This window comes from Melioribacteraceae bacterium 4301-Me (assembly GCA_041538185.1).
Lineage (GTDB): Bacteria > Bacteroidota > Ignavibacteria > Ignavibacteriales > Melioribacteraceae > Pyranulibacter > Pyranulibacter aquaticus.
Genome location: JBGORM010000002.1, coordinates 188,239 through 213,842, shown reverse-complemented (window position 1 = coordinate 213,842; position 25,604 = coordinate 188,239). Strand labels below are relative to the sequence as shown.

At 33.8% G+C, this 25,604-nt stretch carries 21 protein-coding genes; 10 read left to right on the top strand and 11 right to left on the bottom strand.

Going from position 1 to position 25,604, the window contains the following annotated elements:
- Positions 1-9 precede the first annotated feature (9 nt).
- Positions 10-645: an HAD family hydrolase gene (locus tag ABRY23_04340; protein MFA3782275.1), complete on the bottom strand. Its 636-nt coding sequence runs from the start codon at positions 643-645 to the stop codon at positions 10-12.
- 262 nt (positions 646-907) lie between these two features.
- On the opposite strand from ABRY23_04340, the gene ABRY23_04335 reads away from it, so the two are divergent.
- The 5 genes from ABRY23_04335 to ABRY23_04315 all read left to right on the top strand — a co-directional run bounded on the left by ABRY23_04335 (position 908) and on the right by ABRY23_04315 (position 7,373).
- Positions 908-1,579, top strand: a complete 672-nt coding sequence (locus ABRY23_04335; GenBank protein MFA3782274.1) for a DUF2461 domain-containing protein — start codon at positions 908-910, stop codon at positions 1,577-1,579.
- Positions 1,580-1,809: 230 nt separating this feature from the next.
- Positions 1,810-3,408, top strand: a complete 1,599-nt coding sequence (locus ABRY23_04330; protein ID MFA3782273.1) for a sodium:solute symporter family protein — start codon at positions 1,810-1,812, stop codon at positions 3,406-3,408.
- Complete coding sequence (locus ABRY23_04325; protein MFA3782272.1) at positions 3,409-3,708, top strand: hypothetical protein; 300 nt, start codon at positions 3,409-3,411, stop codon at positions 3,706-3,708.
- Between the two features lie 108 nt (positions 3,709-3,816).
- A complete protein-coding gene (locus ABRY23_04320; protein MFA3782271.1) occupies positions 3,817-3,942 on the top strand; it encodes a hypothetical protein in 126 nt (41 codons plus the stop codon).
- Between the two features lie 191 nt (positions 3,943-4,133).
- Positions 4,134-7,373, top strand: a complete 3,240-nt coding sequence (locus tag ABRY23_04315; GenBank protein MFA3782270.1) for an alpha-mannosidase — start codon at positions 4,134-4,136, stop codon at positions 7,371-7,373.
- Between the two features lie 59 nt (positions 7,374-7,432).
- Here ABRY23_04315 and amrS read toward each other — a convergent pair whose 3' ends face one another.
- From amrS to ABRY23_04300, 3 genes are all read right to left on the bottom strand, one after another.
- On the bottom strand, positions 7,433-8,464 hold the full coding sequence (amrS, locus tag ABRY23_04310) for an AmmeMemoRadiSam system radical SAM enzyme (GenBank protein MFA3782269.1): 1,032 nt from the start codon (positions 8,462-8,464) through the stop codon (positions 7,433-7,435).
- Between the two features lie 109 nt (positions 8,465-8,573).
- Positions 8,574-10,001 carry a pyruvate kinase gene (pyk, locus tag ABRY23_04305; GenBank protein MFA3782268.1) on the bottom strand — a complete coding sequence of 476 codons (1,428 nt, stop codon included), beginning with the start codon at positions 9,999-10,001 and terminating at the stop codon, positions 8,574-8,576.
- Positions 9,998-12,469: an AAA family ATPase gene (locus ABRY23_04300; GenBank protein MFA3782267.1), complete on the bottom strand. Its 2,472-nt coding sequence runs from the start codon at positions 12,467-12,469 to the stop codon at positions 9,998-10,000. Before ABRY23_04300 ends, pyk begins: the two co-directional genes overlap by 4 nt.
- Positions 12,470-12,774: 305 nt before the next feature.
- On the opposite strand from ABRY23_04300, the gene mfd reads away from it, so the two are divergent.
- Positions 12,775-16,158 carry a transcription-repair coupling factor gene (gene mfd, locus ABRY23_04295; protein ID MFA3782266.1) on the top strand — a complete coding sequence of 1,128 codons (3,384 nt, stop codon included), beginning with the start codon at positions 12,775-12,777 and terminating at the stop codon, positions 16,156-16,158.
- A 476-nt stretch (positions 16,159-16,634) separates the two neighbouring features.
- Here mfd and ABRY23_04290 read toward each other — a convergent pair whose 3' ends face one another.
- Genes ABRY23_04290 through ABRY23_04280 form a run of 3 tightly spaced genes read right to left on the bottom strand, consistent with a single transcriptional unit; the run spans position 16,635 to position 20,095 of the window.
- The gene (locus ABRY23_04290; GenBank protein MFA3782265.1) at positions 16,635-17,912 is read right to left on the bottom strand and encodes an adenosylhomocysteinase; all 1,278 of its coding nucleotides are present in this window, start codon (positions 17,910-17,912) and stop codon (positions 16,635-16,637) included.
- Positions 17,913-17,956: 44 nt separating this feature from the next.
- On the bottom strand, positions 17,957-19,099 hold the full coding sequence (gene metK / locus ABRY23_04285; protein ID MFA3782264.1) for a methionine adenosyltransferase: 1,143 nt from the start codon (positions 19,097-19,099) through the stop codon (positions 17,957-17,959).
- Positions 19,100-19,117: 18 nt separating this feature from the next.
- Positions 19,118-20,095 carry a sugar phosphate nucleotidyltransferase gene (locus ABRY23_04280; protein ID MFA3782263.1) on the bottom strand — a complete coding sequence of 326 codons (978 nt, stop codon included), beginning with the start codon at positions 20,093-20,095 and terminating at the stop codon, positions 19,118-19,120.
- Positions 20,096-20,198: 103 nt separating this feature from the next.
- Between ABRY23_04280 and ABRY23_04275 the strand changes: the two genes are divergently transcribed.
- The 3 genes from ABRY23_04275 (at position 20,199) to ABRY23_04265 (ending at position 22,854) form a co-directional block, all read left to right on the top strand.
- Positions 20,199-21,152: an NAD(P)H-dependent flavin oxidoreductase gene (locus ABRY23_04275; GenBank protein ID MFA3782262.1), complete on the top strand. Its 954-nt coding sequence runs from the start codon at positions 20,199-20,201 to the stop codon at positions 21,150-21,152.
- 55 nt (positions 21,153-21,207) lie between these two features.
- Entirely contained in the window at positions 21,208-21,936 is a 729-nt protein-coding gene (locus ABRY23_04270) for a hypothetical protein (protein MFA3782261.1), read from the top strand.
- A gap of 567 nt (positions 21,937-22,503) precedes the next feature.
- The gene (locus tag ABRY23_04265; protein MFA3782260.1) at positions 22,504-22,854 is read left to right on the top strand and encodes a gamma-butyrobetaine hydroxylase-like domain-containing protein; all 351 of its coding nucleotides are present in this window, start codon (positions 22,504-22,506) and stop codon (positions 22,852-22,854) included.
- A 68-nt stretch (positions 22,855-22,922) separates the two neighbouring features.
- Here ABRY23_04265 and ABRY23_04260 read toward each other — a convergent pair whose 3' ends face one another.
- From ABRY23_04260 to ABRY23_04245, 4 genes are read right to left on the bottom strand one after another with little or no spacing between them, the layout of a single operon-like run.
- On the bottom strand, positions 22,923-23,534 hold the full coding sequence (locus tag ABRY23_04260; protein ID MFA3782259.1) for a peroxiredoxin family protein: 612 nt from the start codon (positions 23,532-23,534) through the stop codon (positions 22,923-22,925).
- A gap of 32 nt (positions 23,535-23,566) precedes the next feature.
- Positions 23,567-23,791 carry a DUF1858 domain-containing protein gene (locus tag ABRY23_04255; protein MFA3782258.1) on the bottom strand — a complete coding sequence of 75 codons (225 nt, stop codon included), beginning with the start codon at positions 23,789-23,791 and terminating at the stop codon, positions 23,567-23,569.
- The gene (locus tag ABRY23_04250) at positions 23,763-23,993 is read right to left on the bottom strand and encodes a DUF6132 family protein (protein ID MFA3782257.1); all 231 of its coding nucleotides are present in this window, start codon (positions 23,991-23,993) and stop codon (positions 23,763-23,765) included. Before ABRY23_04250 ends, ABRY23_04255 begins: the two co-directional genes overlap by 29 nt.
- Complete coding sequence (locus ABRY23_04245) at positions 23,990-24,652, bottom strand: thioredoxin family protein (protein ID MFA3782256.1); 663 nt, start codon at positions 24,650-24,652, stop codon at positions 23,990-23,992. The genes ABRY23_04250 and ABRY23_04245 overlap by 4 nt, the downstream gene beginning before the upstream one ends.
- 134 nt (positions 24,653-24,786) lie before the next feature.
- Between ABRY23_04245 and ABRY23_04240 the strand changes: the two genes are divergently transcribed.
- On the top strand, positions 24,787-25,575 hold the full coding sequence (locus ABRY23_04240) for a hypothetical protein (protein ID MFA3782255.1): 789 nt from the start codon (positions 24,787-24,789) through the stop codon (positions 25,573-25,575).
- Positions 25,576-25,604 lie beyond the last annotated feature (29 nt).

Here is a 25,604-nt window from a genome sequence, read left to right as displayed (position 1 = left end):
GGAGCTGGTTTATAATAATTCAGCTAAACTGTCAATTACTTTTACGCCAACAGAACTCAATCTTTTCCTATCTTGATGACCATATGAAACCAAAATACAATCGGCACCGATTTCTTTTGCTACTTCAAAATCGTGCAGCGTATCCCCTATTACTAACGTTTCTCCCTTACCGTTACCCAATTTTCCCATTAAATCCCTACCAAGATGAAGTTTACTCGCTGCATATATGTTATCTAAACCAACAACGTATGAGAAATACTCTGTTAATCCAAAATGTTCAACAAGGTTTTCTAATGTACTTTGTGAATATGCAGATAATATTGACTGTCCAATTCCTCTAAGTTTTATTTTCTCAAGCAAATCAACTACTCCGTCATACAAACTACATTCATATTTTCGTAGTTCGTATTGCTCCATCCAAATCTTGCCTAACAATTCAAAAGGTTCTCGTATAAAGTCAAAGTTTAATTTTGCATAATAATTTTTTACTGGAATGGTAAATATTTCTTTGTATCTAACTTTGTCAATTGCAGGCAAATTACGAGATGTTAAAAGACTATTTATAATTTCGACACAAAGATCAACATCATTCAAAATTGTGCCGTTCCAATCCCAAATTATATGTTTATAGTTCTCTAAATTCATGAAATGTAAAATAATAAAAATGACCGTTCACAAAAATATTTTGATGAAAGGTAGATAAACGGCCTTTAATTAGACTTTGAGAAGCTCGGGGTTAATAAATAGGTATTTGATTTCTTAATCATTTTCAAACCTTGCTTGCAGCATGCAAGTTTATTAATTTCACAAAAAGTTATTTTCATAAAACTTTAGCAGAGTAGGAAACGTTCTAAAATTTATTTAACTGTTCATAATAAATGAACCTTTTCGGAAAGGTTTTTTTTACATGCCTTACTTTACAAGAGACTTTATAAAATTTTTTGAAGAATTAACGGAAAACAACAATCGAGAATGGTTCAATGCAAACAAAGAACGTTATGAAAAAAATATTAAACAGCCGTTTGAAGAAATGGTTTTTGAATTAATTACAAGATTAAGCTTTGAAGACCCCTTGTTAATGATAGAACCTAAAGATGCTATTTTTAGAATTTACCGCGACATAAGATTTTCAAATGACAAAACTCCGTACAAAAATCATGTTTCAGCGGCAATAAACAGAGGCGGCAGAAAAGCTTGGAATGAACCAGGCATTTACTTTGAAATGAACCATGAAGGAATTGGAATTTACGGCGGATTATATTTTCCCAATAACGAAAGCATAAATAAAATTAGGAAGCATTTAATTCTACATTCAAAAAGGTTCGAGAAAATTATTAACTCAAAAGAGTTTAAAACAAAATTCGGAGGAAAAGTATTGGGAGAAAAATCAAAAAGGCTACCTAAGGAATTTGAAAAATATGCATCAAAACAGCCATTAATTTTTAATAAACAATTTTACTTCGGAAGTGAACTTTCGAACACATATATTTTAAAAGAAGACTTGCCAGATATTCTAATGGATTATTTTTTAGCAGGCAAACCTTTTAATGATTTTTTAAGAGAAGCGTTAAACACATAATAAGAACATAAATAATAAGTTGGTCTTACAAACTTCTATTGTATCCCAAGCTATGTGAACTCTCACATTATAAAATTCTTTATTGATTCAAAGATTACCAATTCTTAATTTCATTTAGCAATAAATTTAATATCGCAAAAAGGTGATTAATTTATACAATTACCCCAGCAAAATTTCTAAGCCAACTTTTAATAAAAACTCAACACACCAAATAATAACTGAGGTATTTTATGATTCAATTCCAATTTCTCGATTGGTTTTGGGTAGTTTTATTCCTTGTCGTAACAGTTGGACTTGGAGTAGCGTTCTACCGTTTAGGGAAAAGGTCTGAGTCCGATTTCTTTTTAGCTGGTCGCGGATTACCCTGGTGGTTGCCTGCGTCTTCAGTTTATGCTACACATACAGCTACGGATACACCAATATGGGTATCAGGTGTAGTTTATAAATATGGAATTGCTGGTCTATGGTACACATTCTTTGCTGCTTGGTGTGCAGTAAGTGCATTTGTTTCTACACGAATTTTTAGGCGTTCACTTGCTTACACTCAAGCCGAATGGAATACCCAACGGTTCAGCGGACTCGGAGCTGAAATGCTACGCGGCTGGATTTCTGGTTGGCAGGTATTTATGAACATGTTCATACTTGGCTGGGTTGGAATTGCAATGGGAAAAGTATGTAATTATTTATTCGGCTGGGATGTTTGGGTTGGATTAGTTGTGTTTTCATCACTATGCGCAATTTATGTATTGGCAGCTGGCTTTTGGGGAGTTATAATGGCTGATTTTCAACAAGGAATAATTGCATTCTTAATGATACTAATTGTTTCTATCTGGGGAATTATTGCTGCTGGAGGACCTTCAGGTATAGTAAATAAGTTAAATGCGATGGGTGAATCCTGGCGAATAAATCCATTTGCATTTACAGGTTGGTTCGAGGGAAACTTTCCAGTTGCCTGGTTTATTACTATGATGATAATTGCTATTATAGGTGGCTTTGGTATGGGAACAAGCATTGACTGGTACGTCGAAGCACAACGAATTCAAAGTGCAAAATCTGTACGCGATTCAAGTTACAGTATTTGGTGGGGAACTGCACTTGTATTAACAAGAAATTCAATATGGGCTGCTGCTATTTTAGGCTTTTACGTTTTATTTCCCAATATAACCTCTCAATCACAATACGAAATGGGCTGGTTTAGACTTGGTTTTGAATTTTTACCTGTAGGATTAGTTGGATTTTTCTTTGCAGCAGTAATTGCAATCCACATTTCAACTGTTGCTTCGCACTTAAATTTGGGAGCAATGTATTTTACTCGTGACCTTTATTTGCATTACTTTAGACCCAAAGCGTCCGAAAAAGAATTAGTCTGGGTAGGAAGAATTGCAACATTGGTTCTATTGCTCGGCTCGTTCTTTTACGGATTAATGATGGAAGATATAACCTCATGGCTCATTTTTGCTTTGTGGCTTATGGCTGCTGGAATTTGGCTGCCGAACATTTTGCAGGTGGTCTGGTGGCGTTTTAATGCCTGGGGATACTTGTCATCCTGGATTGCAAATCTCGGCCTAAGCTGGCTTGTAGTTTGGATTCTCCCTCATTTTGAAATTCTACCACAACTCCCAGACTATCAACAGTTCTGGCTCTTAATGATTCTCGGCGCATTAATTTTTATACCAATTACTTTACTTACTAAACCTGATGATATGGAACACTTAGTAAAATATTACGTTCAAGCAAGACCAATTGGATGGTGGGGACCAGTAAAGCGCGAGGCAGAAAAACTTGGACTGCTTGTACATGTAAAATTAGAAAATCAAGGAGGAAAATAAATGGCACTTATTAAAAGAAATTGGACTCCAGACCAAGCTGACGAATGGACTAAAGAAGATTGGATTACCGTAGTACTTTCACCACTCTGCTATATTCTTTTAATGATTGGCACGGCACTGAGTTTTTTAATAAATCTTTGGGGATTTTTACTCTTAGCGCTTGGAATTATATTAACCTACTTAATGCATTGGATAATTGATCCTAAATTAAAAGTAATTTCAAACGAATACGAAAAAAAGCAGCATGAATATCTGGAAAATTTAGAGCGTAAAGTACGCTGGGAGGAAATTCATGGATAAAGGATTTGCAATGGTAATTGGTATGTCAATTGCCTACATAGCTTCCTTTCTTGGATTAATTCTTGCATGGTATTCATATAAAAAACATCACAGAAAGGAAGGTGAAAAATGATTGCATTAATTCAATACGCTGAAAGAATTGGTTCTCCGATTCTTGGGGTAATTATCCCAGCTGCTATTCTTTTGTTATCAGTAATTTTCACATGGGTGCTGTATAAACGTTTTTCAAAATGAAAACAGAAAATAAGTTCTTTGTGAAGCTTGATGATGTTTTTTTGTTACACAAAGTCACTCAAAGGAAACACAACGTAACACAAAGGAAAAAAGTTCTTTGTGAGACTTAGTGAAACTTTCTTTGGTTCCACAAAGAACCAATTAGAAATAAAATGATTCAAAATATGATTTAATCTTAGAAGGTAAATTATATGAAAAAGATATTTTATTTTTTGTTACTGCCATTAACTTTACTTGCCCAAACCAATGTAGATAAAATAGTTGAGCAGCTTGAATTAATAAGTGAAGCCTCGCTAAACAATTGGAAATATTCAACTGATTTCTCATTTAGTGCAAGTCAATTGTCAAATCCTGAATTTGACGATTCCAAATGGCAAAATCTAAAATTGAACGAAAACATCTATCCAGATTCATGTTGGTTAAGAAAAGTTATTGAACTACCAGAATTTATAGCAGGCGTACCTGTAAACGGCACAATAAAATTTCTTGTCTCTGTTGACGATTATGGTTACATGTTTATAAACGGAGAAAATAAAGGAAAATTTCCTTGGGATGGTGAGTTTGAAATAACACAAAGTGCAAAGCCAGGGGAAAAATTTGTTTTAGTCATCAAAGCTATCAATACTGGCGGTCCATTGCGCCTTATACGTGCCAAACTTGATTTTGCAAAAGAACTGCCGATTCAAAAGTTAGTACAAAATTTAATTTTAAGTCTGCGTACTGGACAAAAACTCTTAAGTTTCGATACCTACCAAACAAATGCTCGCGTAAAAGTAGACCCGGGGATTGACAAATCCAAAATAAATAAAGAAGAAAAACAACAGCTCAATGAACTTTTACAATCTTCTGTTCTAAAAATTAACTGCAATGCGCTTGCAAAAGGTGACACATCAAAATTTCTTGCTTCGGTAAATGAAGTAAGAAAAAAACTAAAACCTGTAGCAAAATTTGCAAAAAAATTTACACTTCACTTTACATCAAATGCACATATAGATGCTGCATGGCTGTGGCGGAAAAAAGAAACGGTTGAAGTTTGCCACAATACTTTCTCATCTGTAATTAACATGTTTAAAGCAAGACCTGACTTTACATATACACAAAGTGCTGCAGCTTATTACAAATGGATGAAAAATTACTATCCAAATTTATTCGAACAAATAAAAGAATATGTAAAAAATGGCAGATGGGAAATAGTAGGCGGACTTTGGGTTGAGCCCGATTGCAACTTACCAAGCGGCGATTCATGGGCACGACAGCTATTATACGCGCAAGAATTCTTCAAAGAAAATTTTGGAAGCATAGCAAAATTAGGTTGGAATCCAGATTCTTTTGGCTATAACTGGAACCTTCCCCAAATACTTTCTAAAGGCGGAATCGACGCATTCGTTACACAAAAAATAGGCTGGAACGATACTAATGTATTTCCATACAGAGTTTTTTGGTGGGAATCCCCCGACGGCACAAAGATTTTAACCTACTTCCCATTCGATTACGTCAACGAAATTACAAATCCATTCCAATTAATTGATTGGATGAGACAATTCGAAGCAAATACTGGATTCAGAAAATTAATGATTCTCTTCGGTGTAGGTGACCATGGCGGCGGACCTTCACTAAAAATGATGTCTAGAATAGATAACCTTAAAAAGTTAGATATATTCCCTGATATAGAATTTGGTACAGCAGAAAATTACCTAAATTGGCTTAAAAAACAAGATTTGTCCGACCTCCCCGTTTGGAACAATGAACTATATTTGGAATACCATCGCGGCACACTAACTACACAGTCTAATATCAAAAAGTGGAATAGAAATCTTGAAGTACTTCTTACAAACTCAGAAAAGTTTAACTCCATTGCAAATATTCTTGGGTATAACTACCCACATGAAAACTTGAAAAGTGCATGGTATAATGTTCTTTTTAATCAATTTCATGATATTCTTCCCGGTTCTGGAATTAGAGAAATTTATTTAGACGCCAATAAAGATTATCAAACTTCCTGTGAATTAGGTAATTATGAGTTAGAAAAATCATTAAAAGAAATAGCCGGCAACATTAACACAAAAAATTTTACTGGAAAACCTCTTGTTGTCTTTAATCCTTTAGCGTGGACAAGGAGTGATATTGTAAAAGTAAATTTGCCAGAAGGAGAAAATGAAATCTATAAAGTAGTTGATGAATCTGGTTATGAAATTCCTTCGCAAATTATTGTAAAAGATAAACTTCATAGCGAATTAATTTTTAAAGCAGAGGAGGTGCCTTCTCTTGGCTATAAAACTTATAGCCTAATCAAAGACGATAATAAAAACAATTCAAGGGCGTCACTTAAAATAGATAATTCTCCTCTGCCTCATTCAATGAAAGAAACATCAATAGAAAATGAATACTTTAAAGTAGCAGTAGATTTAAACTCAGGATGGCTAAAAAGCATTTATGATAAAAGATACAATAAAGAATTACTCTCAGGCTATGGTAATCAATTGCAATTGCTCGAAGACAAACCCAATGCTTGGGACGCATGGAACATAGGGTTGACTGGAATTGAATACCCTTCAAAATTTAGAAAAGCTGAATTCGTGGAAAACGGTCCTGTTAGAACTGTTATAAGATTATATAGAGATTATTTAAAACCAGGCACTAAAAAAGAATTTCCTACAGAGGATTTTCCTTCTTCGTTCTTTACACAGGATGTTATTCTTTATAAAGGAATTGACAGAATTGATTTCAAAATAAATGTTGAATGGTGGGAAGATAAAACCATGTTGAAAGTTGCATTCCCATTTGCAATTAAAGATACAATTGCAACTTATGAAATTCCATTTGGCTCAATTCAAAGATCAACTACCTTGAAAGCACAATGGGATAAAGGCAAATGGGAGGTGGCTGCACAAAAATGGGCTGACCTTTCTGAAAAAGATTTTGGGATTAGTTTACTCAACCGAACTAAATACGGTTATGATATAAAAGAAAATATTGTGAGATTGTCATTGCTTCGTTCGCCCAAATGGCCTGACCCTACAGCTGACCGCGGCGATCATTCAATTGAGTATTCTTTATATCCACACAAAGGAGACTTAAAAACAAGCATGACAATTCAAAAAGGGTATGAGTATAATTATCCTTTAATTGCAGAACTAACAGAAATCTATGATGGAAAATTAAGTCCATCATCTTCATTTCTCTCTATTGATGCTGATAATATAATTTTAACTTCCTTTAAAAAATCCGAAAGCGGGAACGGATATATTTTATATTTATACGAATGCAAAGGAAAAGAGACAAAAGCAACTTTAAAATTCTTTGCAAAACTTTCTGCTGCTTTTGAAACAAATTTTCTTGAAGAAAAATCCAAAAAAATTTTATATGATGGCGGTAGGTTATCTTTAAATTTCAGGCCAAATGAAATAAAAACTGTTTTGGTAAGTTTTTAATGGCAGCTAAATAACAACAATACACCATTGACGGGTTAATTTACTGAAAGAAATTTGGGTTATTCGAAAACGCCGGGGATAATTGAATTGCATTTAGGACATTTATTGCCAGTTAAATTATATTTAAGCACACTGTGCCAGTCCCTTACTATTAATTTATACTTACAATTAGGGCAATAAGTTGTTTGTCCCTCATCGTCGTGAACGTTTCCAATGTAACAAAATTTTATACCGGCTTGCAAAGCTATATTGCGTGCCATGATTAATGTTTCATGGGGAGTTCTGTTTTTGTCCCTCATCTTAAAATCGGGGTGAAAAGCAGTAAAATGAAGGGGTACTTCATCTCCTAAGTTGTTTAATATCCAATTGCATTCTTGTTTTATTTCTTCTGGGTTATCATTTTCATCTGGAATAAGTAATGTAGTTATTTCAAACCAAATATCGGTCTCCTTCTTAAGCCAAATGAGTGTATCTAAAACATCATTGAGATGAGAAAAAGTTAATTTATGGTAGAACCTTTCAGTAAACCCTTTTAAGTCAACGTTAGCAGCGTCAATATATTTATAGACTTCCTTTCGTGCATCTTTATCTATGTAACCAGCTGTTACCATTACCGATTTTATTCCTTCCTCTCTTGCAATTTTAGAAATGTCAATCACATACTCACCGAAAATTGTCGGATCATTATAAGTATATGCAATTGATGGAACTTTGTATCTTTTAGCTAACATTACAACTTCTTCCGGCGAGTAATTTAAGGAATTTAAGTTATCATACTTAGCTTTACTTATTGACCAATTCTGGCAAAATTTACAACCAAGATTGCAGCCTGCTGTTCCAAAGCTTAAAATTTCAGTGCCTGGTAAAAAATGGTTTAATGGCTTTTTTTCTATTGGGTCAATTGCAAATCCAGTAGGCCTTCCGTAACCAATTGTGTATAATTTGCCCCCTATGTTCTGCCGTATAAAACAAAATCCTATTTGTCCCTCACCTATAGTACAATAACGCGGACAGAGGGTGCAGAGAATTTTTCCGTTTTCTGCAGGTTTCCACCATTTTGCTTCTTTAATATTTTCTGTCGCTGATATCATAATTGCTTTACATTAGGAATATTTTTAGTGTTTTCTACAAGAGGAAAATTTCGGCTCAGTAAAGATGAGTAAGATATTCACTATTAACTTATAATATTTTTTCAAATTATCAAATAACTGAAAATCGTACCCAGCTTTTACGTCCCTTTTCTGAAATAGGCGCTCCCGATGTAAACAAAACAATGTCACCTTCACTTACAATATTATTTGTCTTAATTATTTCTGTCGCTTTTCTAATAATTTCTTCTTCATCCGATAAGTCACTAATGTAAAACGACCTAATTCCTCTCCGTAAGTTCAGTCTGTTTAAAGTTTCAAAGTTATCTGATACAGCAACAATAAGTGCACTTGGTCTATATTTGGAAACAACCACTGCCTTTCTGCCATAATGAGTAAAGATGACAATTGCTTTGACTTTAAGCTGGTCGGCCATAGTTGCAATTGCCTTTCCGCTTGCATCAAAAATATTATCGGCTAAGTTATCAGGTGTTTCATATTCGACTTTGGTTCTAAATCCCGATTGAGATTCAGTTGCAGCTAAAATTTCGTTCATAATTTCAACAGCAGCTATTGGATATTTACCAACAGAAGTTTCACCGCTTAGCATAACAGTGTCGGTTCCATCCCAAACTGCATTAGCAATATCAGAGGCTTCGGCTCGTGTAGGTACAGGGTTATTAATCATCGATTCAAGCATTTGAGTTGCAGTAATTACAAGTTTACCAACCTCATTGCATTTTCTTATAATATTTTTTTGAATTACTGGTACTTCTTGAGTTTTAAGTTCAACTCCTAAATCACCTCTTGCTACCATTATTCCATCGGAAACTTTAAGGATTTCGTTGAAATTATTTACTGCTTCTTTTTTTTCAATCTTAGCAATAACGGGAATATCTTTATTCTTGCTTTTTAAGTATTCTTTCAAGTGGAGGATATCTTTAGCTTTTCTAACGAAAGAAAGAGCAATAAAATCGACTCTGTGTAAAAGTGCGAAATCAAGATCATAAATATCTTTTTGTGTAAGTGAGGGTGTGCTCAATTTCATACCGGGCAAATTCATACCTTTTTTAGGCTTTAAGATCCCGCCATCAATAATTTCGCATACGAGTGATTGCTTCTTTTTAGCCGCTACTCTCAAGTGAATCAGTCCATCATCAATTAAAATATCATCCCCAACTTTAGCATCTGCAATTAATTCTGAATAAGATGTTGAAATTAATTTGTTTGTACCAAGCACTTCTTTGGTAGTGATTTCAATTTTATCTCCCGAATTTATTTGTATTTCGGGTTCTGAAAGATCTCCAATTCTAATTTTTGGTCCTTGTAAATCAATTAAAATAGCAATAGGTAATGATTCTTCAACACAAACCTCGTTAATTAAATCAAAAATTCTTTTATAATAATTATGGTCGCTATGTGAAAAATTCAATCTAAACGCATCTACGCCGGCTTCGACAAGTGCCTTTAGTTTTTCTTTTGAATCTGAAGCCGGTCCAACTGTAGCAAGTATTTTTGTTTTGGTATCTATTGCTCTCATCTTTTCTTTTTGGTCTTTCTTTTTGGTTTGGATTTACCTGTACTTTTTGTTGGTTCCGATTTACTTTTCTTTTTCATTTCTATCAATGCTCTTTCAACCTCTCCAAAGACTGTATTTTTCTCATAACTTCCGCCTTTCAATAACTTTCCAGCTTTAACTCCGGTTAGTATCTCAATGGCTTCTTCCACTTTCGATACTGCATAGATATGAAATTTCTTATTATTTACAGCCTCTACTACTTCGCTCTTCAGCATTAAGTCTTTTATGTTTTGATAAGGAATTATAACACCATGAGAACCATCAAGACCGCGCAGCTTGCAAATGTCAAAAAAACCTTCAATTTTTTCATTGACACCACCAATGGGCTGAATATCACCTTTTTGATTAATAGAGCCAGTAATAGCATAATTTTGTTTTATTGGAATACCCGAAATAGCAGAAAGCAAAGCACAAATTTCTGTTATAGAAGCACTGTCGCCATCAACCAAGCCGTAACCTTGTTCAAAAACTAAACTAGCATTGAAAGAAAGAGGAATGTTTTTCCCAAAGGTTTCCTTAAAATAACCTGAAATTATTAAAACACCTTTGTTGTGAGTATTTCCGCTGAGTCCAGCCTCGCGTTCAACATTAATTATATTTCCATTGCCCAAAGAGACCGAAGCAGTAATTCGGGTAGGTTTACCAAATGCATAATGCCCGCTTTCATAAACTGCCAATCCATTAATTGTACCCACTTTTGAACCTTGAGTATCAATCAATATAGTACCGACATTAATCATTTCGTTAATTTTAGATTCATATAGAGCATGTCTTTCTCTACCGGCATTGTAAGCTTGTTCAACATGATAGGCGTTAACAATTTTATCTCCATTATCTTTTGCCCAAAAACAAGCTTCTCTTGCTAAATCTGCTATGTAAGCAAAGCGGGTTGTAAGTTTATTTTTTTCGCCGGCATGTCTTGCACCATATTCAGCAATTCGTGCAATTGCAGATTTATCAAATTCAAGATGACCCTCGGTTTCAATTAGTTTTTTTACTAATCTCGCATATTCATTCAGCGCCTCAGGTGTTCTTTTCATTTCATAATCAAAATCAGCTTTTATTTTGAAGATTTTATTAAAATCGTCTTCGTAAGCCGAAAGTAAATTGTAAATGTAATTGTTGCCTACCATTATAACTTTTGTATCGACGTAAATTGGCTCGGGTTTTAATATACTGGGCGAGAATTGAAAGTAATTTGACATATCTTGAATTTCATATTTGCCATAAAGCAAAACTCGTTTTAATGTTTTCCATACACCTAATTCGCTAAATGCGTCCATTGCGTTAATAACGAGGTAACCGCCGTTTGCATGCAATAAAGAGCCTGCTTTAATTTTTGTAAAGTCTGCATACCAACCGCCTTTTCCATCAGAGTATTTTTCTATTGTACCAAACAAATTATTGTACGTTGGCGAAGTTTCAATAACAACCGGGCATTCTTTTACATTAGAATTATCCAATATTATGTTGACCTCATATTCTTTTAAGTAATCAACTACTACTCCTTCTGGTGTTTCTTCTGATGCGGGTTTTGTTCCTTTGAACACATCCAAGTTATCAAGAATGTTTTTACTTACTTCATCCAGCCATTGATGTACCTTCTGAATTTCGAACTTCTTTTTTAGTTCTCCAATAGTCACAGAAACAAGCTCAGAAACATAATCTTTTTCCATATGAAGCAGTTTTTCTTGAAATTCTCTACTGAGTCTTAAACTTTCCTTAAACACTTTTGCGAGTTCTTCTTGGTAGGAAGCGTATTTTTTTGTTATTTGAGAAGCTTGTTCTTTAGTTATTTTTTCGCTTTTTATTAGTTCATCTAACTGCTGGATGAAATATGGCTGATTGTCTACCACTGCTAAAATTTCCGGCCGCGCAAGTTCGCCTATTTTTACTTGTCCAAGTGTGAAATTATCGTTTTGCAGTCTCTCTTCAAATTTACTCATTATTGATTGCTGCTGCTCACCAAAATCACTAAGCAATTTTTTCTTTTTCGATAAAAAAGGATTTGTAGAAAGAACCTGAGGAATTTTTTCTTGAAGAAATTTTATTGCTTTGGATAATTCATTTTTAAAAGCAACTGCTTGGCCGGCACTGAATTCCAGTAAAATTGGACGATCTGTATTACCAAAATTATTTACGTATGCGTAATCCTTTAATTGTGAACAATCGGGACTAATTGATTCTAATACTTTTTTAATTGTAGTTAATTTGCCTGTACCAGATAAGCCTGTTACAAAAATATTATAACCCTGGCTTCTTAGTTCCACACCAAGTTTAAGCGCCTTAAGTGCCCGCTCCTGCCCTACTATACCTTCAATTGGCTTTAAATGAGTTGTCGTCTCAAATTCGAATTGGTTTGGGTCACAACTCCACTTCAATTCATCTGGATTTAGTTCTTTTGGTTGTTGAGCTTTTATCAATGCCATAATTTTACCTTTAATGGTGTTTTCTCTTTTACTAAAATAAAATAAAATTAAGAAAGGTGTACTAATCTTAAATAAGTCTGTTATTAGGTCATAATAATTTGTAAGAAATATTTAATTCAAAATTAGCTTGTAAGAGTTAATCCTAATTATGTATTATGTACAAAAAATTCATCCTCGATGAATTTTTATGATTATAAGAATTTTAACATGCAACGAAGTAAATTTGTGATTACAAATTTATTCCTCTATCTGATTTGATACTTCAGAGGAAGGTGTATGTATTTTAAAAATTAGAAAAGCGTTAGATGGACGTTCAAGATTATTTTTACAAAAAACTTACAAAATTAACTGAATGTGCTAAGAAAATTAGCTCAACCAAAGTTTATCCCGGTCAATTATATATTTCAAATCTTATAGGTTCATCAAAGGCTTTACTGTTAAAACAATTTATTGAAAACGAAAATTCAAATTCACTTTCTGTTTTGGTTTTGTGTGATACAATCCAAGAAATAAACGAAGTTAAAGTTGAGTTATCGGTGCTTGGATTAGAAAATTATATTGTATCAATTGATGATTTATCTCCAGAAGCAATGCAAGAGAAATTAACACAGCTTAGTTTCCAAGAAAAGAAATTAGTGATTTCAATCTACGAACTTCTTAATGTAGTATTGCCGTCAAAAAATAGTTTAGAAAAAAATATAACTAAAATTCATCTGGGCAGTAATTTAAGTTATGATGAACTAATCGAGTACTTAAGTTTGATAAATTATTCCAATGAGAAATTTGTTGAAAACCCGGGCGATTATGCTGTACGCGGTTCTATAATTGATTTTTGGTCCTTTAGCGAAAAACAACCTAGCAGACTTGAATTTGACGGGGATTTTATCGAATCGATTCGTCATTTTGACCCGGAAACTCAAAGATCAACTGACAAACTTTCAGAAGTTACTCTTTCACCATTGATAAATGGTACAGAAAATGTTTACGGGGATATTTTTGAATACTTGACCGAAACAATTGTATTTGCTTCTTATGTAAGTCTTAATAATTTATTTAATAAAAGCACCGAAAGTCCCGCAGAAGTATTGCACGAGAATTTAGATGAAGATCTTAGAAAAGAATTGTTTTCCGATATTAACGATACTCAAAAAGCCAGTCATGAACAGGAAAATAACAACAAAAATGGCGCTCTTACGAACAATCCTTTAGATTATTTATTTGGAAAAAAAGCTTTTTGGGTTCTCGAAGAACCAATTCAACAACACTTAGAGAGATTAGAATTAAACTTAGCTGAGATTCCCCCATTTAGTTCTAACTTAGAAATACTTTTCAACTTTATCTTAGAAAACACAAAAAAAGGCTATGAAATTTTTATCTCTGTTGAAAATGAACTCCAACACAAAAGGCTTTATGAACTGCTATACGATTATAAGGAAGAACTTGCCGAACTGCTTGATAATGGCAAATTAAAACTATTTGTAATACCGCTTAAGAGTGGATTTATTTCGAGAAATGATAATTTAATTTTTCTTTCCGATTATCAAATTTTTAATAAACCATATAGAACAAGATTACTCCCCAAAAATTTACGCAGTAAATCAAAATTAGATTTTGCTTCGATTAAAAAGGGTGACTTTGTTGTTCATGAAAACTTTGGTATCGGTAAATATGCAGGGCTGGAGACAATCAAAATAGGAGATATTGAGCAGGAATCTATAAAAATTTTATATGCCGAAGGCGGGGTTGTTTACGTTAATTTAAATTACTTCTCATTAGTAAAAAAGTTTTCTTCAAAAGAAAATGTTCAACCTAAGCTTTCAGTTTTAGGCAGCAATGAATGGAAAAACACTAAAAGTAAAGTAAAAACAAAAATCAAAGAAGCTGCCCGTCAATTGATAACACTTTATGCAAAGAGAAAAGCTGCAAAGGGTTTTGCCTTTAGTGCCGACTCTATTTGGCAGAAAGAATTGGAAGCGTCTTTTTTTTATGAAGATACACCCGACCAAGTTAAAGTTACCGAAGAAGTTAAAGCTGATATGGAAAGTGAAAACCCAATGGACAGATTAGTATGCGGGGACGTTGGCTTCGGAAAAACGGAAATTGCTGTCCGTGCTTCCTTCAAAGCAATTAATGACGGTAAACAAGTTGCTCTATTAGTCCCTACCACCATATTGGCAGAACAACACTACAACACTTTTAAAACTCGTTTATCTCAATACCCTGTAAAAGTAGAGGTAATTTCAAGATTTCAGAACAAAACAAAACAGAAAGAAATTTTAGAAAAACTACAAAAGGGTGAGATTGATTTAATTATTGGGACACATCGTTTATTGTCCAAAGATGTTGTTTTTAAGGATTTAGGACTTTTAATTATCGATGAGGAGCATCGATTTGGCGTGATGCACAAAGAAAAATTGCGCTCGCTAAAAGCTAATGTTGATACTCTTACTTTAACTGCCACACCAATACCTCGTACACTTAATCTTTCCTTACTTGGTGCGAGGGACCTTTCAATAATTGGCACACCTCCGCCGAACAGACAACCAATTTATACTAAAGTTGATACTTTCGATATAAATAAAATACGTCAATGGATAATGAATGAGCTATATAGAGGAGGACAGGTATATTTTGTACACGACAGAATTCAGTCAATTGAAAAAATAGCTTCGTATCTTCAGAAAAATATGCCTCAAGTTAGTTTTGCAGTGGCACATGGTCAAATGAAAGCATCACAACTTGAAAATGTTATATACGATTTTTTGAACAGGAAATACGATGTTTTAATTTCCACTAAAATTATCGAATCAGGTCTCGATATCCCAAATGTAAATACAATTATAATCAACCGTGCCGACAGATTTGGACTTGCTGAACTTCATCAATTGCGCGGTAGAGTTGGCAGATCGGATAAACAAGCTTATGCTTATTTATTAGTACCCTCGTTAAATTCAATTAATAAAAAAGCATTTAAACGACTGTTGGCTATTGAAGAGTATACTGAACTTGGAGAAGGTTTTAATATTGCTATGAGAGATCTTGAAATAAGAGGTGCGGGAAATTTACTTGGTACTGAACAAAGCGGCTTTATTGATACGGTGGGTTTTGATATGTATATGAAATTGGTAGACGAGGCAGTAGAAGAACTAAAGCAAAATGAATTTAGTGAGGTATTTAAAGATTTACCCAAGCAGCAAGAAAGGTCACAGCCTACAATTGATACTTACTTTGAAATAGGTATTCCAAAGCAATATATGTCCGACCAAGCAGACCGGTTGAGTTTTTACACAGCAATGTTTTCAATGATTAAAATTGAAGAGGCAGATGAAATTAGAGAGGAAATGGAAGACAGATTCGGCAAACTGCCAGTTACAGTCGAAAGGCTTCTTGCAGCTGCAATATTGAGATATTATGCCTCTTTCGCTTTGTTTGAAAGAATCGTCATTCAAAAAAACAAAATTATTATTTATCTGCCCAAAGCTGAGCGAGAAGATTTTTACGAAAACAAATTTACTTCATTCCTTTCTTTCTTAAACGAAAAGTATTCTCACAAAATTAAATTTGTTCAAAACGACAAAAATTTAAAATTAGAAATGGATAATGATAAGGATTCACCAGAAGATATATTAAGTTTCTTGATAGAATTCTGTAAAAATATTATCAATGTATTTAATAATAGAGAGATGTGAAAAATGATATTCCAAATCTCTGCCTTTACTGATGAACCGATAACTTTAATCCAAAAAAAAGAAATGAATTTTTTGTCGGAAATCAATATTTAATAGCGTTGTTATTTTTTTAGGCTCATCAGCCTTTGACTAAAACGAGTTAAATTTAGGTATAAGGTTTTTTGAGCTTATCTTTTTCTTCTAAACCTTAGTAACTCTGACTAAACCAAAAAACTATACCTTATTACCTTATGCCTTCTCTTTTGATTTCAAAGGTTTTATCAAATCACACTTCTACTAACAGATTTTAGCCTCATTTGGTTTTATGCGATTCTTCAACACTGCTTATCTTCTACAAACTTTAGCCTATGACTGTATGGAAAATGGGGGTTAAATAGTTGAAGCGTCGAGTCGTCAGAGTTATGGAAAACTCTGACGAAATTTTCTCGACCAATTAAACATAAAAAAGGAGAGCAAAATAAATTAACAAGTACTAATCAAGTCCCTGCACTATAATCTTTAATGTAAGCTAGTTGCTCTTTTGTAAGCTTATCAATAGTATAACTCATAGTTTGCAGTTTTATCCTTGCAATTTCTTGATCTTGCTCTTCAGGAATTTCAATTACTTCTGGATTAAGAAGTATACCATGTTTATCATAATTTATCAGTCTAAGCTGTGACATAAACTGATTAGCAAAAGACATATCCATAACTTCAGAAGGATGTCCTTCGGCAGCAGCGAGGTTTACCAGTCTGCCTTTAGCTAGCAAATAAATTTTTCTTCCATCTTTTAATGTATATTCCTCGTTGTTTGCTCTCACAGTTCTTTTGCCTTTACTCAATTTTTCTAATTGCGGTATATTAATTTCGCAATCGTAATGACCGGTATTACATACAATTGCACCATCTTTCATTTTTTTGAAATGCCTTTCCACTATAACATCTTTTACACCAGTGGCTGTAATAAAAATATCTCCAATTTTAGCTGCTTCATCCATAGTCATAACCCTAAATCCATCCAAAGCAGCTTTTAAAGCCGCAGTAGGTTTAACTTCAGTAACAATTACATTAGCGCCGAGCCCTGCTGCACGCATTGCACAACCTTTGCCGCAATGACCATATCCTGCAACAACAAAATTTTTGCCAGCCAACAAAACAGAGGTAGCCCTTAGTATTCCATCAATTGAAGATTGTCCAGTACCATAAACATTGTCAAAGTCCCATTTAGTTTCAGCATCATTAACAGCAATTACTGGGTAGAGTAGTTTACCTGCCTCTGCCATTGCTCTCAGTCTATGCACACCAGTCGTAGTTTCTTCAGTGCCGCCAATAACATTTTTAGCAAGATGTGGAAACTTATTGTGAATTGTAAATATAAGATCAGCGCCGTCATCAAGTGTTAGATTTGGTTTGATATCCAATGTTCTTTCAATTGACCAATAAAATTCTTTTACACTTTGGCCATGCCATGCATAAATTTCGATTCCATTTTTTGCAAGAGCCGCTGCAATTTCATCTTGTGTGGATAATGGATTGCATCCGCTCCAACTAACTTGGGCGCCAGCAGCTTTGAGAGTTTCAACTAAAACAGCAGTCTCTTTAGTAACATGAAGACAGCCGGCAATTTTGTATCCTTTTAATGGTTTTGTTTTGGAATACTTCTCTCTTAACGCCATTAAGACTGGCATTCTCGATTCTGCCCATTCAATTTTTTTTCTCCCTTCCGAAGCTAATGAAAGATCTTTAACTTTATATTTACCGCTCTTATAATCCATAATTGTTAACTTCTCCTTATATAATTAATTTGTTTAAAAACAGTTTATAAATATTTTTGAAATGTTTTTATTAGGTCTAACTTTTCCCATGTAAAGTCTTTATCGTTTCGTCCAAAATGCCCATAAGCTGATGTCTTTTGGTAAATTGGTCTTCTTAATTTTAACTTATCAATAATTCCTTTAGGTGAAAGGTCTATTTCTTTCTTTATTATTTTTGCTATTTCTTTATCGGGTAAAACACCTGTTCCTTTAGTATCAACAAAAATAGATACAGGCTGAACGACTCCAATAGCATATGCAACTTGCACAAGACATTCTTTAGCGAGTTTAGCTGCAACAATATTTTTTGCAATATATCGGGCAGCATAAGTAGCGCTTCTGTCAACTTTCGAAGGGTCTTTACCAGAGAATGAACCACCGCCATGAGGTGCCCATCCACCATAGGTATCAACTATTATTTTTCTGCCTGTAAGACCACTATCGCCATGTGGACCGCCGATTTCAAATCTTCCAGTAGGATTAACAAAATATTTTGTTTTTTTATCTAAATATTTTTCTGGAATAACTTCTTTAACAATATATTTAATAACATCTTCTTTAATTTTCTTTTGAGGGATTCCGCTGTCGTGTTGAGTTGAAATGACAATTGTATCAACCCTTTTAGGTTCGTTATTATCATCGTATTCAATTGTTACTTGTGATTTTGCATCTGGTCTTAAGTAAGGCATTAAATCTGGAAAGTTTTTTCTAACATCAGCCAATCTTTTAACAAGTTTGTGCGCGTAAATAATTGGCATAGGCATCAACTCAGGAGTTTGATCGCACGCATAACCAAACATCAAGCCTTGATCTCCCGCACCGCCTTTATCTACACCCATAGCAATATCGGGTGATTGTGCATGAAGTGAATTCAAGACACCACAGGATTCCGAATCAAATTTGTATTCAGCTTTTGTATAACCAATTTCTCGAATTGTTCTTCGTACAACATTTTCAACATCCACATAAGCTCTTGTTGAAATTTCACCGCCAACTACTACAAGTCCTGTTGTAACAAAAGTTTCACAAGCCACTCTTGCATTTGGATCTTGTCTAAAAATTTCATCAAGTATACCATCAGAAATTGCATCGCAAACTTTATCTGGATGCCCTTCTGAGACTGACTCTGAAGTAAATAAGTAAGACATAGTATATATTCCTCTCTGTTAAAGAATTTCAATTTCAGATGAATCACCTGCGTTAATTCTTTTAAAGTTGCCGCGAACTACCGCATCACTCCCTATTATTGAATTTTCTATTATTGCTCTTTCGACTACTGCGCCAGAACTAACAATCGAATTTTTAATTATTGATTCATTAATTTGGCAGTTCGATGCAATTGTTGTAAAAGGTCCAATTACTGAATTAAACACTTCAGCATCTTCTGCAATGTAAACTGGATTACTAATTATTACATTTTCGGGCCTTCTATTTGTGCCATTTTTTCTTAACAAAAATTGATTAGTTGAAAGGAGTGTTTCCGGCTTACCACAATCGTACCATCCATCAACATGAAATGTAGTTAACTTTTCGCCTTTATCAATCATTAACTGAAGTGCATCTGTAAGCTGATATTCATCTTTTGTTTTTATTCCTTTTTCTATTAATTCGTCTAAGCATTCAATGAGCAGCGGTGTATTTTTGATGTAGTATAAACCTACCAATGCAAGTTTAGAAACCATTTCTTTTGGTTTTTCAATTAACTTGACAATTTTCCCTTTTTCACATACAGCTACTCCAAATCTTTCTGGATTGTCAACCTCTTTAACACCTAAAGCATTTTCCTTTCTTTCAATAACTGGATGAAGATCAACATCAAAAATTGTATCACCAAGAATTATAAAAACCTCTTCATTCCCTAACGTTTCTTTAGCAGAATAAATTGCATGACCCAAGCCAAGCAGTTCTTTTTGCTCTACAAAATCAGCATTTAAGGTGGGGTAGTTTTTTTTTACGTAATCAATTATTTGTTCTCCTAAATAACCGATTACAAATGTGGCACTGTTTACTTTCTCTTCCAAAAGCTTATCAAGTATGTGAGAAATAATTGGCTTTCCACCCACATTTAATAAAACTTTTGGAAGCGAATAAGTATGGGGTTTTAATCTGGAACCAAAGCCAGCTGCAGGTATTACTGCTCTCAACTAAACCTATATTTTGTTAAATTGATGTGCCAATTTAATCAATAATGTTAGTTTTATCAAACTTGCTTGATAAGTCAACTAAAGTAACAATAAAAGAAATTGTATGAATATTAAAAACAGAATAACCGACTTACTTGGGATTGGCTATCCAATAATTCAAGCTGGAATGGTGTGGGTCTCGGGCTGGAAATTAGCTTCTGCAGTTTCTAATTGCGGTGGACTTGGATTAATAGGTTCAGGTTCGATGAAAATAGATTTACTAAGAGAACATATTCAAAAATGTAAAAATGCTACATCCAATCCCTTTGGTGTTAACATACCACTTCTACGCGGTGATGCAGATGAAATTGTTAAAACTGTGCTTGAAGAAAATGTAAAAATAGTTTTCACATCTGCAGGTCACCCGGGCAAATACATCGACAAGCTTAAAAGCAATGGAGTTATAGTTGTACATGTAGTATCTTCAGTTAAACAAGCATTGAAAGCCGAAAGTGTTGGCTGTGATGCTGTAGTTGGCGAAGGCGTAGAGGCCGGTGGGCATAACGGTATCGATGAGATAACTACATTCTGCCTTATCCCTCAAATTGTTGATGCTTTAAAAATTCCAGTTATTGCTGCAGGCGGTATAGCAGATGGTAGAGGAATTTTGGCAGCCCTTTCACTTGGAGCTGAAGGAGTGCAAATTGGTACAAGGTTCGCTGCTACAGTAGAATCCTCAGCTCATTATAATTACAAAAGAAAAGTAATAGAAGCTAAAGATAATGACACAGTACTTATTCTTAAAAAAATTGGAATGGCAAGAATGATTAAAAATAACTTTACCCAACTTGTCGAACAAGAAGAAAAAAATGGCGCAGATGAAAATAGGCTTAGGGAATTACTTGGAAACAAACGAGAAAGAGCAGGTATTTTCGAAGGAAATGAAAACGAAGGGATGCTGGAAGCTGGACAGGGTGTTGGACTTATTCATGAAATATTGCCGGTCAAAGACTTATTTACTAAACTTATAACGGAATACAACAAAGCTAAACAATCAATTTGTAATTCTACCGCATGAATCTGTACTTAAATAAAAATTCTTCTTCTAATTCTTTTTTAATTTTAACATGCTTATGCGTAAAGAAATTAGGAAAACAGTAAGCAAGTTTTTCTGGCCTACAATATTTGCAATTGCAATGGGATTTTTAGAAGCTACTGTAGTTGTTTATTTAAGAGAATTGTATTATCCAAATGGTTTTACTTTCCCGTTAATCACTTTCCCAGAAAAAATATTTTATATAGAAATTATTAGAGAGTTTGCTACTATTGTAATGCTTGTCTCAGTAGGAGTTATTTCAGGCAATAACTTACTCCAAAGATTTGCTTATTTTCTTTACTGCTTTGCTGTATGGGATATATTTTACTATATCGCATTAAAAATATTTCTAAACTGGCCAGAATCTCTTTTTACATGGGATGTTTTATTCTTAATTCCAGTAGCTTGGGTTGGACCTGTAATAGCTCCCATTATAAATTCTTTAACAATGATAATATTAGCTATTATGATCATTTATTTTCAAGAAAATAACATACCACTAAAGACTAACAGATTAGAATGGGTGTTAATCATACTTGGAGTTTTAATAATCTTTTGCACTTACATTTGGGACTATTTAAGTATAGTTATAAAGGAGGGCCTCTTATCAAATTCATTAACTAAAAATCAAAAACTTTTAGCGGCAATTACTAATTATCAACCCACCTATTTTAACTGGTACACTCTCATCAGCGGTGAGTTACTTATCTTCTATGCTTTATTTAGGATTCAATACTACTCAAGATTATTTAAGGAAGATAATTAAATGCCAATTGGTGAAAAAGACTAATTAATAGTTTCACTTTACTAAACCTAAATAATGCAGCTTGCTCTCACTGACAAAAAGTAGTTTATAATTAAATAAAAAATTATTGTCAATACAAAGGAGCGCATGAGTTTTTTAATTAGGTGACCGAAGTATCTCTGTTTCACAACTCATTGCCTTCGTTGTGAATGAATGAAGTGAGTAAAACGATCTCTAACAAATGAAGCAAGATGATAAACTTTTTGCAGTAGGGGGTTACTTCCTCGCTGTATTAATCATGATAATTCAACCCACTAATGGGAATCCACCACTTCCGATGAGAATTCGCCACTTCGTGGGTGGGTAATGAATTCTCAAACTTCTTTGACAAGTCAAAGGTTTGATTTCTTTATTGTTAATGTTACTAAGGGAACAAAGAACGTACACAAGAGATAAATAAAAATAAATATATAATTTTCTGTTGCATTAGGTTGGTTTAAAAGAATACGACTGAAAAAAGAGTATAGTATTTTTAATTGTATTTTATCAATTTTCTATAGTGATTTATAAATTTAATAGAAATCCGATATGAACACACCCAAAAAAGTAAAGTTACACAAGCAGGATTATCTCGAAGTAGTGTGGGATAACGGAAAAATTCACAATTTCCCATTAAAATTTTTGCGCGATGAATCACCCGATGCAGGTAACAAAGGTGAGACAATCTTATGGAAGCACTATGAACTACCAAAAGTAGAATCTAATAAACCTGGTAAGTATGAAATAGAAAAAATTGAACCGGTAGGTAATTATGCAATCCAAATAAGATGGAAAGACGGCTATGATTATGGAATTTACTCGTGGGATCTTTTATATAGACTGGGTGAATACCTTGAGGTAAAAGGAAACTTGCACCAAGATTTTGAGCATAACCACTAAATATTATTTACCTGAAAACTTGCTCTTGCTCTTAATTTTCAGAACAAGAGCATTAATAAAATTTTTTACTAACTGCCCAAAAGTTTGCTTATATGATTTTCGTAGACTGATTTAGGCATTAGGCCCTGATAACTTGCAACTATTTTACCTGTTTTATCAATTACAAATGTTGTTGGAATAGCCTCAATACCGCCGTAAGCCCGATAAACATTATTATTACCATAAACAACAGGGTAATTAATGCCGTATTGTTTTATAAACGGCACTACTTGATCCTTTGTATCCTGGTCAACAGAAACACCTATTATTTCAAGTCCTTTTTTACCAAACTTTTTCTTTAACTCAATTAAATCGGGAATTCCTTTACGACATGGGGGGCACCATGTAGCCCAAAAATCTATTATTACCACCTTCCCCTTAAAATCGGAAAGTTTAAGAGTTTTGCCATCGGTCGTGGGTAAAGTAAAATCTGGAGCATTAACAGATTTTTGTTCTGAAACAGTAGGGACATAATTAGGTGGATAAGGTCCCTGCTGCGGTTCTGAATTTGAGTTATTAAAAATAAAGAGTAGCACAGCCAATCCTATAAAAATACCAGTGTATATGTAACTTCTCTGCTTTTTTGTTAAACCGCCTTTTTGATTAGCGAGCGAATTTTTTTTGTTTGATTTTTGAGCCATTTTTATTCCTGCCTTTCTTAATTGAATAACTGTTAACTTTTTTCTTTTTCAATATATAATTTATTTAGCTCTTCAACAAAGGTATTAATTTCGGAATCTGAAAAACCTTTTTCTTTAGCTGCATTTTCTAATGTTCCCCAAATAGGCTCGCCGCACACCAAACAACGTATCCCCTTTTCCATTAGATAGGTTACAGCTGGAGGTAATTGCGTAACTAAATCTTCTATTTCAATTTCTTTTGTTATTTTCTTTCGCATCTTCAATAGACCTTTTTGTTGAACTTGGAAATGTTAGTAAGGCACCAATAATTGCACCGTATAAGGTTGCTACATAAGGGTTACCTGAAATCAAACATTTACCATTATAACACCCGATAAAGTAATAATAAGCATAACCCAATAAAGCACCAACAAAGACAGGCAAAATTCTTCTAATAAAAAAAATTTTCTTGTGCTTCATACCACTTTAACTCCATAGTTAATTGCTTCTTTTACTTTATCAAGAAAAACATTTTCTGGTGCAGCACCTTCCAAGTACGTTGATTCATTAATTACGGTTCTTGGAACACCGCGAACATTATATTTTTGTGACAAATGTGGAAACTCTGTGGCTTCAATCATATCACTCTTAATCTTTTCATTAACATAAGCAAACCTATGAGACGTTATAACAGCAGTTGGGCAATAAGGACAAGTTGGTGTTACAAAAACTTGCATATGGACGTTTGAGTTAATCTTCTTAATTTCTTCTTCAACATTTTCTGGAAGTCCAGAGTTTCCTGTGCCGAGCATTTTAATATCTTCAAGTAATGATGAGAACTCGTACCCACTTGGGATTCCATAAAATTTAATTCCATAATCCTTATCATTTTCATCCAATAGGACTGTCGCAGGAATTTTATCGACGCCGTATTTTTCCGCATCGTTTTTATCTATAATAAAATTTTTTACCTCTAAGAAAAGCTTGTCAGAAACTTCTGAAAGCTCAGTTAAAATTTGTCTTGTTTCCCTGCAATACTGGCATTCTATTTCTTGTGTAAAAAAAACTATTTTAACTTTTTTTGTTAGCACAGATAATATCTTCTTTAGTTCATTTTTTAATTGCTCGTCAATGTACATTTTTTTGCCTCATAATTATTAACTCTTTGACTATTTGATGTAACTTTTAGAATAAAGATTCAAGCAATTTCTTGCTCTTCATTGCCTCTTTTAATAGCTTTGAATCAGAAAAATTCAATTATTTCGGAGAAAAAATGCCAGAATATGAAAAGCATTTGTATATGATAGTCTTTCCGATCAATGCACTTGTAGCATCACAATTAGACCCAGAGAAATTTGGCGAGCACTATACACTTGGCAGCGCAAAGCATTTCAGCGGCAAAGTTATTTTTGCTGAAATTGATATCAATTTTAGAAATCCATACTTTGAAATTGATGAATATCTTAAGCTAACTGTACCTCACGAAGATGGTTTGCCCAAAAAGACAAAGTTTATCTGCTCCTATAATGTATTAGAGCATGTTGACTTAAAAGCCATTCAAAAACTATTTCTTGTTACAACTAATGGTAAAGTTTTACCAATTGAACCGGCCGAATACACCGCTTATAATCAACCGGGTTTAATTAGAATTTATCAGGAAGTTGCGCCTTTAGAAACACTCGTCGCCTCTACTTTAGACCAACGTGAATTCGGAAAATTTATTACCAGTCAAAAAGCTAAAGGTGCACCAAAAATTTGCTTTACACAAATCGAATTCGATATTGAAAAATTTTTAGAATCGAACAAAAACAAAGAAATTTTTAATATCGAACTGCCATCTGTTAACCCTTACAGATTTTACGATTGTATAATGGTATTAAAAAATAACCCTGAAAAGCTTACTAAAACTATTAGCCTGGGTAGCTTGTTAAGGGATATTTCCTACAAATTTTTACGCCATGGCTTTTGGTTTGCCGCAGGTAATGAACTAAAATTTTTCCCAATGCCGTCAGTTGCAGATCTCGAAAACAAATACTTCTATTGGTGGAAGTTTGTTAGATAATAAATCTTCAAAGCCCTTAAAGAAAAAAC